3 protein-coding genes, 1 tRNA gene, 4 rRNA genes and 2 pseudogenes are annotated in these 10,705 nt (G+C 54.9%); 6 read left to right on the top strand and 4 right to left on the bottom strand.

Translation table 11 applies throughout. The features are described from left to right. Nucleotides 1-192: 192 nt before the first annotated feature. From NMAG_RS22265 to NMAG_RS22680, 4 genes and pseudogenes are all read right to left on the bottom strand, one after another. On the bottom strand, nucleotides 193-336 hold the full coding sequence (locus tag NMAG_RS22265; protein ID WP_160165651.1) for a hypothetical protein: 144 nt from the start codon (nucleotides 334-336) through the stop codon (nucleotides 193-195). A gap of 505 nt (nucleotides 337-841) precedes the next feature. Next, nucleotides 842-1,348: pseudogene (locus tag NMAG_RS19100) on the bottom strand (MMPL family transporter); the annotation flags it as partial. 941 nt (nucleotides 1,349-2,289) lie between these two features. Then, nucleotides 2,290-2,520, bottom strand: a complete 231-nt coding sequence (locus NMAG_RS22685) for a hypothetical protein (protein ID WP_269465109.1) — start codon at nucleotides 2,518-2,520, stop codon at nucleotides 2,290-2,292. A gap of 183 nt (nucleotides 2,521-2,703) precedes the next feature. Beyond that, nucleotides 2,704-3,012 (bottom strand): annotated as a pseudogene (locus NMAG_RS22680) (ParA family protein); the annotation flags it as partial. A gap of 812 nt (nucleotides 3,013-3,824) precedes the next feature. On the opposite strand from NMAG_RS22680, the gene NMAG_RS19090 reads away from it, so the two are divergent. The 6 genes from NMAG_RS19090 to NMAG_RS19065 all read left to right on the top strand — a co-directional run bounded on the left by NMAG_RS19090 (nucleotide 3,825) and on the right by NMAG_RS19065 (nucleotide 10,550). Next, nucleotides 3,825-5,296: ribosomal RNA gene (locus NMAG_RS19090) — 16S ribosomal RNA — on the top strand. A gap of 139 nt (nucleotides 5,297-5,435) precedes the next feature. After that, a tRNA-Ala gene (locus tag NMAG_RS19085) sits at nucleotides 5,436-5,507 on the top strand. A 194-nt stretch (nucleotides 5,508-5,701) separates the two neighbouring features. Continuing rightward, nucleotides 5,702-8,621, top strand: a 23S ribosomal RNA gene (locus NMAG_RS19080). A 131-nt stretch (nucleotides 8,622-8,752) separates the two neighbouring features. Continuing rightward, nucleotides 8,753-8,874, top strand: a 5S ribosomal RNA gene (gene rrf, locus NMAG_RS19075). Nucleotides 8,875-8,941: 67 nt separating this feature from the next. After that, a 5S ribosomal RNA gene (gene rrf / locus NMAG_RS19070) occupies nucleotides 8,942-9,063 on the top strand. Together the 16S, 23S and 5S rRNA genes with 1 tRNA gene alongside form the textbook arrangement of a ribosomal RNA operon. A 131-nt stretch (nucleotides 9,064-9,194) precedes the next feature. Further along, complete coding sequence (locus NMAG_RS19065) at nucleotides 9,195-10,550, top strand: MFS transporter (protein WP_012996939.1); 1,356 nt, start codon at nucleotides 9,195-9,197, stop codon at nucleotides 10,548-10,550. Nucleotides 10,551-10,705: the final 155 nt, after the last annotated feature.

Below are 10,705 nucleotides of genomic sequence, written 5' to 3'. Positions count from 1 at the left end.
TGGAACAAGACAGCTTTATGCGACGATGTCGCAATAGATGTTTGCGACCGAATCAATGGACTTTACTCCCACCTATATTATATATCTATCTATCCTCCCCTATCAATCTTTGAGAGAAACAGGAGAATACAAGAGAGACCAGGAGAGCCTCAGTCTATTTCACCGGAAATCCGGTGTGTGTGTCCGAAGTGTTCAGGGTGTCTGGGTGGCTTGGATGCCCGGAGTGTCCTCGATGTTTATCCTATCACCTCCCCCTTCTGCTATCTCTGTTTCTATCATCACCACCCTTTCTGCTATCACCGCTCCTTCTTTCCACTCACTGCCTCTCTTTTCCACTTACCGCCCCTCCTTTCCACTATCGCCAGTCGTCCCTTCTTCTCCGCGATCTTCGATCATCTCAACACCCCAACGGCAACTCGATGGTTCTTTCACCGGAAACCCGGTGTGTCTGTCTTTCGGGTACCAACGTCTGCAGAACCGACTCATGATGCTCGTCTCCCGGAGAAGACGGGTCAATACAGTGATGGATCAGACAGACTATCTGCAGTATCGTGTCCGTCACTCTCCAGCGTCGCGCCCGGCACCAACGAGGTCACACTCAACGTACCGACCCGAGAGGTACAACCCAAAAGTGAGCGCTCTCGAACAGGTGAACCCCGAACAGGTGAATAAACGCAGTTCCCCTTCTTAGAGCCCGGTATTCACCGGAAACCCGGTGTGTTCGTGTTCCGGTCGCTGTCATCGATTCCAGTCGTTGCCCACTTTGAGGCTGGGACTCGAGTACACTCTCTTTCTCCTGTGACTGCCGTTTTGGTCACTCTCACGCACAGCCTCTCACTTTTCACAGTTGTTGCTCCTCACGGTCTCTGCGTTTGAGTCTCTCGAGAAGCCGTTCTCGGAATACGAGCAAACATGGCAAGACCGTCAGACACGCGATCAGCGCGAAGATAATGCTGAGGCCAGTGACGAGTCCGAACCGGCGAAGCGGCGGCGCGAGTGACAGTGCGAGGACGCCGAACCCGGCCGCTGTCGTCGCCGCACTTCCCAGGAGGGCACCGCCGGTCCCGGTAATCGTCGTCGTAACCGCTTCGGAGAGCGGTGTTCCAGCCGCGCGTTCGTTGACGAATCGTTCGCTGACGTGAATGCTGTAGTCGACACCGAGGCCGATCGCGAGGCTCGTCATCACGACCGTCTCGGTGTTGAACGGGATGTCGAGAAGTGTCATCGTCCCGAGGAGCCACGCCAGTGCTGCGACGACTGGTGCAAGCGTGAGTACGCCGAGCGATGGCGCTCTATGGCGAACTCAGTAGAGAACCGTCAGGAAGACGAGGATCACGACCACGGTGATTCGTGGTCCATCTCGAACGCTTCCGTCTCTCGGTCGCTTGTTGATGGGATCAAACAGAGCCGATCCCACGATATGTGCTTTTTTGTCATGTCTGTGAGGTCATCTGTCTCTGATGGCTCTGCAGCTTCTGGCCTCTCTGAGACCTTCGAATGGTGGCTGAGCAACTCACTGTAACCGCTGTCGGGCGTACTCCTGAGGTGTCTATTGCACCCTCGATGGATGTGCAGGTACTGATACCGTGGACAGAGACATTGATCTGGCTGTAATCTTGCCTGTAGTGGCGTTCGTGGAGAACCCGACCGCGAATACTTTTCTAGCAGTGGGGTGTGAACCACGAGCAGCACACATGTTCTTTTCTCCACTCGTGTTCATCAGTGCAGGACTATAGGCCTCGTGGATGTTCCCAGATTGTTGGACTAGCGCAGTCTCGCGTTCTTGATCCACAACTCCGCTTTCGATTCAGTGAGTGTGGGTTCTGCTCTCGAGTTACGGCCCACGTTCACGGCTTTTTGACTCGGGCTCTCCTGCAATTTCCCTGTCAATCTCTCTGTCCGATAAAACTGTCATCCCTGCCCCATCACAGCAGCCATTCGGATGCCCAATCGGCTGTATTGTACCGCCTTCTCGTTCTATTGCTGCATAGGCCGTCCCGCAGCCATCGCATACTGCTGCAACTTTCCGCTGGTTGTTCCCCTCCTCCATTACTCGTTTCAGTTCATCGGCGTACTTAGCGCTCTCGCCTGTTGTCCGTTTCGTACTTACAGTCGCTTTTTCCCTGTTGCTCTTTGACGCTCCACTTTGCCACTCTTTCTCTGCCTACCTGTTTCCCAACACCACCACAAATTTGGCAATCGACTCGGCAATCTGGCAATCGACTCGGCAATCTGGCAATCAACTCGGCAATCTGGCCATAAAGTCGGCTTCTGGTCCACTGGCCCCTCTCAAATCAATTCCTGTGCCTCTTTCTCGATCGAACTCGCCAACGCCGTCAACCGTTCGGCCATATCTACAGACGAATCGTACACCGCAAGCGGAACTCCCTCACAATACGACCGCCGAAAGGCAACCCGCTCACGAATTTCTAGCCCAGGCCCCGATGACTCGTAGACCGCCGCTCTCGCAAACGATGGCAAGTACGACTCGAACTGACTGTCCTCGAGTGCGTTTAACACGTATTTCTCCTCGTTATCTCCTTTCACCCGATTTGGTACAATCGAGAGAACCTCGATCGGGTCGGATCCAGAGAGGCGTCCATTCAAGGTGCACAACTGACACGTAACCGTCCGGACCAGCGCATCAGCGCTTGGTTTCGACAACTGCATCGGAACAACCCCTTGCCACGTCGAAATCATCGCAGCGTTCGATATCGGCCCGATTGTTGGCGGCCCATCGAAGACCACCCAATCGTAGGTCGACTCGAGTGGTGCGACGATATATCGGTAGAAGGCTGCCTCGCCGTTGTCGGCTTCGTAGGGTTCGTGACTAACGCGTTGGAGCTTCCTATTCGACGGAAGGAGGTCGAACGAGTTCAGCCAAGAGACAGTTCTGATCAAGTCTACTGGTGTCGTTGAATCCTCCTCGTCGAGTACGTGCTTCAGATATTTTCCGCCATATACGCATCGTTGCAGCCAACGCCATCGGTTGCGCTTCTTGGGGATCGACATCGACCAGAAGTACGCTGTTTCCTGCTGCTGCGAGTCACTCTGCGAGATTTATTGCAACTGTCGCCTTTCCCACTCCGCCTTTCTGTAGCGTTACTGTCACTCCTTTTATCGATTACCTGCCATTCACGTTCGCACTGCTACGTCTCTTCCAACTGGTTACATTCTCTTAGTGGTCGCTCCAACCACACTATCTATACTGACTGTCTGTTTTCTCTAGTCCTTTCTGGCTGTTCCTTGTTGATTACCACTTTGAGGCGATTCGGTCAACAATTGTATCTTTCTTTCTCCCGTGCAGATTGCCGATTTCCATGTATCGATAGAAGTTGAACACTGTCTGACTAAGACCGTTTTAGCAGTCTTCTTCATACGTGATCTTCTTCATACGCGAGCGCGTATCAACTAGATAGATATTTTGGTCATGGCTCTTTTCTTCTCGAAGAGAGAATCCCCTCCTGTAGCAGAGGTTACTACTCGTTTCATGTTGCCTTCCATTCGTCTTATTGTCCCAACCACGGGTTGCGATCATCTCTTTTGTTGAACACTGTCCTATTTTGCCACGCGTGGCACTCCCTGTCTTTGACGCTTCAGTTCGCAGGCCTTAAGTAGTGGTCGGGAACTACAAAGTAATAGACGGAAGATGAGGATCCTACCCCTGCGGTCCGCCGTACAGATGGGATCTGATGTGAGCTTCGACAGTTCGGTGACGCCCGATCGGTTCACGATCGTGGTTGGTCACCGAACGTGGACCCATGTGTGAGTGCACGAGACATTAGCATTCACCGCCAACCCCCCAGCCTTGCGCTGGGGAGACCATTCCGGTTGATCCTGCCGGAGGTCATTGCTATTGGAGTCCGATTTAGCCATGCTAGTTGTACGAGTTTAGACTCGTAGCAGATAGCTCAGTAACACGTGGCCAAACTACCCTATGGATCCAGACAACCTCGGGAAACTGAGGCTAATCTGGAATACGACTCTCATCCTGGAGTGGAGAGAGTCTGAAATGCTCCGGCGCCATAGGATGTGGCTGCGGCCGATTAGGTAGACGGTGGGGTAACGGCCCACCGTGCCAGTAATCGGTACGGGTTGTGAGAGCAAGAGCCCGGAGACGGTATCTGAGACAAGATACCGGGCCCTACGGGGCGCAGCAGGCGCGAAACCTTTACACTGCACGCCAGTGCGATAAGGGGACTCCAAGTGCGAGGGCATATAGTCCTCGCTTTTTGCGACCGTAAGGTGGTCGCGGAATAAGTGCTGGGCAAGACCGGTGCCAGCCGCCGCGGTAATACCGGCAGCACGAGTGATGACCGCTGTTATTGGGCCTAAAGCGTCCGTAGCTGGCCGCGCAAGTCTATCGGGAAATCTCTTCGCTTAACGGAGAGGCGTCCGGTGGAAACTGTGTGGCTTGGGACCGGAAGACCAGAGGGGTACGTCTGGGGTAGGAGTGAAATCCCGTAATCCTGGACGGACCACCGGTGGCGAAAGCGCCTCTGGAAGACGGATCCGACGGTGAGGGACGAAAGCTCGGGTCACGAACCGGATTAGATACCCGGGTAGTCCGAGCTGTAAACGATGTCTGCTAGGTGTGACACAGGCTACGAGCCTGTGTTGTGCCGTAGGGAAGCCGTGAAGCAGACCGCCTGGGAAGTACGTCCGCAAGGATGAAACTTAAAGGAATTGGCGGGGGAGCACTACAACCGGAGGAGCCTGCGGTTTAATTGGACTCAACGCCGGACATCTCACCAGCATCGACAATGTGCAGTGACGGTCAGTGTGATGAGCTTACCTGAGCCATTGAGAGGAGGTGCATGGCCGCCGTCAGCTCGTACCGTGAGGCGTCCTGTTAAGTCAGGCAACGAGCGAGACCCGCACTCCTAATTGCCAGCAACACCCTTGTGGTGGTTGGGTACATTAGGAGGACTGCCAGTGCCAAACTGGAGGAAGGAACGGGCAACGGTAGGTCAGTATGCCCCGAATGTGCTGGGCGACACGCGGGCTACAATGGCCACGACAGTGGGATGCAACGCCGAAAGGCGACGCTAATCTCCGAAACGTGGTCGTAGTTCGGATTGAGGGCTGAAACTCGCCCTCATGAAGCTGGATTCGGTAGTAATCGCGCCTCAGAAGGGCGCGGTGAATACGTCCCTGCTCCTTGCACACACCGCCCGTCAAAGCACCCGAGTGGGGTCCGGATGAGGCCCGGTTTCCGGGTCGAATCTGGGCTCCGCAAGGGGGCTTAAGTCGTAACAAGGTAGCCGTAGGGGAATCTGCGGCTGGATCACCTCCACAGATCGGGACTGGGGCGACGCCCCAGCCCACCTTTCAGTCCACGTTCGGTTACACCACCCACCCGCCGAACCGAACGGGCACCTTTGAACTGTCGAAGCTCACATTTCTCTCATCGAGTCCGTTTGGATCCGATGAGTGGGCCCATAGCTCAGTGGGAGAGTGCCTCCTTTGCAAGGAGGATGCCCTGGGTTCAAATCCCAGTGGGTCCATATCGCGTCACGGTCTCTTCGAGATCGCGGCGCACGAACCGATGCACCACTCCGCGTAAGCGTGAGTGGGAAGGGTCAATGCAGGCCGGCCGTCTACCGGCGTGCAGATGAGACCGTGTGTACGTGTAGTCCAGGCGTCCACTGGACCCGTTCCCGGGTCACGATATGCTACATTCTATGTAGCGCCGATCCGATGAACGTGGCTACTGTGCCAGCTGGTGGATCGCTCGGCTTGAGAGCTGAAGACGGACGTGCCAAGCTGCGATAAGCCTCAGGGACCCGCACGGAGGGAAAGAACTGAGGATTTCCGAATGGGAATCCCCACCGCAATTGCTTCGCGCAATGGGGAACGCCGAGAACTGAAACATCTCAGTATCGGCAGGAAAAGAAAACGTAACGTGATGTCGTTAGTACTGGCGAAGGAACGCGATACAGTCCAAACCGAAGCCTTCGGGCAATGTGGTGTTCGGACTGACGATCACTCTCCGAAACTCGACACGAAGTCTCTTGGAACAGAGCACGAGACAGGGTGACAGTCCCGTACTGTCGACGAGTAAGAGACGAGTCAGCTCCAGAGTATCGGGGGTTGGATATCCCTCGTGAATATCCCAGGCATCGACTGGGAAGACTAAACACTCCTCAAGACCGATAGCGAACAAGTAGTGTGAACGAACGCTGAAAAGCACCCCACAAAGGGAGGTGCAATAGGGCGTGAAATCAGTTGGCGATAGAGCGACAGAGCATACAAGGTCCGTCGAGTAACGACCGAGACGCGAGTCTCTAGTAGGAATCGACGGAAGCCGATGTTCTGTCGTACGTTTTGAAAAACGAACCAGGGAGTGTGCCTGATTGACGAGTCTAACTCGAGAATCGAGGAAGGCGTAGGGAAACCGACATGGCCGCAGTCTTACGACGAGGGCCGCCGTGTTCAAGCGCGGGGAGTCAATCGGGCACGACCCGAAACTGGATGATCTAGACGTGGGCAAGGTGAAGCGTGCCGAAAGGCACGTGGAGGCCTGTTAGTGTTGGTGTCCTACAATACCCTCACGTGACCTACGTCTAGGGGTGAAAGGCCCATCGAATCCAGAAACAGCTGGTTCCAACCGAAAGATGTCGAAGCATCACCTCTGCCGAGATAGTTCATGGGGTAGAGCGACGGATTGGGGGACCGCACTCCGAGAGGAGTGCGCCCCCCTGTCCAACTCCGAACCTATGAACGTCGTTCGACGCAGGGAGTCCGGTGCACGGGGTAAGCCTGTGTACCGTAAGGGAGACAACCCAGAGCTGGGTTAAGGTCCCAAAGTGTGGATTAAGTGCGATCGAAGGTGGTCTCAAGCCCTAGACAGCCGGGAGGTGAGCTTAGAAGCAGCTACCCTCTAAGAAAAGCGTAACAGCTTACCGGCCGAGGTTTGAGGCGCCCAAAATGATCGGGGCTCAAATCCACCACCGAGACCGAGCCGTACCCCTGACAGGGTAATCGCGTAGGTTGGCGTTCTGTTCGGGTGGAAGCACGGATGAGAATTCGTGTGGACCGTTCAGTAACGAAAATCCTGGTCATAGTAGCAGCGTTAGTCGGGTTAGACCCCCGACGGCCGAACGAGTAAGGGTTCCTCAGCAATGCTGATCAGCTGAGGGTTAGCCGGTCCTAAGTCAGCCCGTAAGTCGAAGCTGACAACAGGGAAATAGGTTAATATTCCTATGCCGGTATGCAATAAAAGTTGACGCTTTGGGGCCACCCAGGCTGGGCCTTCGCCCAGTTGAACAGTCGAAGAGCGTGGAAGCCGTAATGGCACGAAGCGATCGAATGGCTGGATAACGTAAGCTGGGTCAACCCAGAGCCCGTGAAAAGACGAGCATACTGTCCGTACCGAGATCCGACACAGGTACTCATGGCGGCGAAAGCCAAGGTCTGTCGGGAGCAACCGACGTTAGGGAATTCGGCAAGTTAGTCCCGTACGTTCGCAATAAGGGATGCCTGCCTCGGAAAGAGGCAGGTCGCAGTGACTCGGGCGCTCCGACTGTCTAGTAACAACATAGGTGACCGCAAATCCGCAAGGACTCGTACGGTCACTGAATCCTGCCCAGTGCGGGTATCTGAACACCCCTTACAAGGGGACGAAGGACCCGTTAACGGCGGGGGTAACTATGACCCTCTTAAGGTAGCGTAGTACCTTGCCGCTTCAGTAGCGGCTTGCATGAATGGATCAACGAGAGCGCCACTGTCCCAACGTTGGGCCCGGTGAACTGTACGTTCCAGTGCGGAGTCTGGAGACCCCCAAGGGGAAGCGAAGACCCTATAGAGCTTTACTGCAGGCTGTCACTGAGACGTGGTCGCCATTGTGCAGCATAGGTAGGAGGCATTACACAGGTACCCGCGCTAGCGGGCCACCGAGCCAGCATTGAAAATACTACCCGATGGTGACTGCGACTCTCACTCCTGGCGGAGGACACTGGTAGCCGGGCAGTTTGACTGGGGCGGTACGCGCCTGAAAAGATATCGGGCGCGCCCCAAGATTTCCTCACCCGCGTCGGAGACGCGGGAAAGAGCGCAAGAGCATACGGAAGTCTGACAGTGTCCGGCACAACGACGGACGCTGACGCGAAAGCGTGGTCTAGCGAACCAATTAGGCTGCTTGATGCGGCCAATTGCTGACAAAAAAGCTACCTTAGGGATAACAGAGTCGTCACCCGCAAGAGCACATATCGACCGGGTGGCTTGCTACCTCGATGTCGGTTCCCTCCATCCTGCCCGTGCAGAAGCGGGCAAGGGTGAGGTTGTTCGCCTATTAAAGGAGGTCGTGAGCTGGGTTTAGACCGTCGTGAGACAGGTCGGCTGCTATCTATTGGGGGTGTTATGGTTCCTGACGGGAACGTTCGTATAGTACGAGAGGAACTACGAATGGGTGCCACTGGTGTACCGGCTGTTCGAAAGAGCACGTGCCGGGCAGCCACGCACCACGGGGTAAGAGCTGAACGCATCTAAGCTCGAAACCCACCTGGAAAAGAGGAGCCACCGAGGCCACTCGTAGAAGACGAGATCGATAGACTCGGGGTGTACGCGCCAAGGCAACGAGGCGTTGAGCCCGCGAGCACTAATCGGCCAAGCCACACATTCATACATATCGCATTGGATCCGTGACGCGAGAACGGGTCCGGACGCAAACTGGACTACACGTACAACACGGTCTGAAGAGACCACTGAGACTGGTGTCAGATAGTCACGGTTCGATTCCGTGGATCAGCGTTAAGGCGGCCATCGCGGCGGGGTTCCTCCCGTACCCATCCCGAACACGGAAGATAAGCCTGCCTGCGTATTGGTGAGTACTGGAGTGGGAGACCCTCTGGGAGAGCCGATTCGCCGCCCCTACTCATACTACATACACAACTTCCGAGCACGTGGTCGTTCACGGTGGTTCGATTCCACCACTCGGATTTGAAGCGGCCAAAGCGGTGGGGTTCCTCCCGTACCCATTCCGAACACGGAAGATAAGCCCACCTGCGTATCGGCGAGTACTGGAGTGAGAGATCCTCTGGGAGACCCGATTCGCCGCTCCATTCATACTACATTTTACGTTCGAGAGCAACTGCTCCCGTATAATCATCTCTGATAACTGCTTCCATCTTATAGATGCTTCTCAGTGACTTTCGATTCGAAACTGACTTTCATACCCACTAGAGATAGCGCATGTGAACGAGGACCGTCTCCAATTCTGGTCACTCTATGCAACGCGGTTTGCTGAGGGATTTGGATTCATTACGCTTGTTACGTTGCTCCCGTCGTACATCAACACGCTCGACCCAACCGGAACGACAATTCTCGGGATGACAATCAGCGCTGGTCTCATCGTCGGGTTTTACACGTCTGGATTCACACTGGCACAGACTGTCGCAATCGTTCCACTCGCCTGGGCTGGTGACCGATTCGACAAACGAACAGTACTGCTCGCTGTACTCGCTATTGGTATTGGCGTTTATGCGTTGTTCCCCCTGGTCGATTCCAGTGCCTCTCTGATCGCAGTGCGTGCATTGCAAGGGGTGGCTGTCACCGGTGCTGGACTGATGACGCTGTCTCTTGTTGGCGAAATTGCTGCTGGCAGCACACGAGCAAATCATATCGGGAAGGCAAACGCTGCGAGTTATGCAGCATCCATTATTGGCAGTATTAGCGCGGGTTCGCTATTTGAGCTGTTTGGGTTCGGACCGATCTTCGCAGTGATTGTTTGCTTGATGTTTGTTGCTTGGCTTGGAGTATTTCGATATCTCAAACCGGACGAGACTCGGATTCACGGATTCCCCTTCAGCGATCTAGCGCTGAATCGACGACTGCTGACACTCTCGAGTTTCCGGTTTCAGTACGCATTTTCGGTGACGCTCGTTCGAACCTGGATTCCGATCTTTGCCGGGGTTGCAGCTGCAGAAGGAGGATTAGCATATGGTGGGCTTGCAGTTGCCCTCACTGTTGTCGCAGAAAAGTTTACGAACATGTGTTGTCAACCGTTTACGGGCCGACTGTCCGATAGTTACGGGCGTGCGATGTTCGTCTTTGCTGGTGGTGCAGCTTACGGTTTCGTTGCACTGCTCGTTCCGTTCGCACCGACAATCGGTGCGGCACTTGCGCTCCCAACCGAGATTGTTCTCGTTGTTCCGTCAGCCTTGGCTGGTATCGTGTTGCCGGCCTGGATTCCCCTTGAGGTAATCCCGACACAGGTATCGATGTTCGGTGAAGTTTCCCCGGCATTTTTGCCACTCGTTGCGCTGTCTGGACTACTTGGTATTGCAGATAGTTTCCGCGAACCGGCGAGTATGGCTCTGTTCGCGGATGAGGGAACCGATGATGGTGGTGTCGCCTCGAGTTTCGGTATTCGAGAACTTGTGTGGCGTCCTGGAAGCGTTATTGCACCTTTGCTCGGGGGCTGGCTCATGTACGAGGTGAGTATGGCATCAGTCTTCTACGTTGGTGGTCTGTTCGCATTGACGGGCGTCGGGACATTCTTGGTAATACTCGTCTGGAGTCACGGTCGTCGTGCACTAGTTGAGTGGTAACTCTCGACTGCCCTGCTGCTGCCGGTTTAATGTCTATTGTTCAATAGATTCTCTGTTTCGGAAACAGCCACCTATTGGCCAGTGACTTGTCGGACCCGATCCAATTCTGGAGGAACGATTATGTGCCCTGACCATGATCCTCCGTGTGGTATGAT

Source organism: Natrialba magadii ATCC 43099 (assembly GCF_000025625.1).
Classification (GTDB): domain Archaea; phylum Halobacteriota; class Halobacteria; order Halobacteriales; family Natrialbaceae; genus Natrialba; species Natrialba magadii.
The sequence above is the reverse complement of the archived record's forward strand: the minus strand, read 5'-3'. Positions and strand labels throughout refer to the sequence as shown.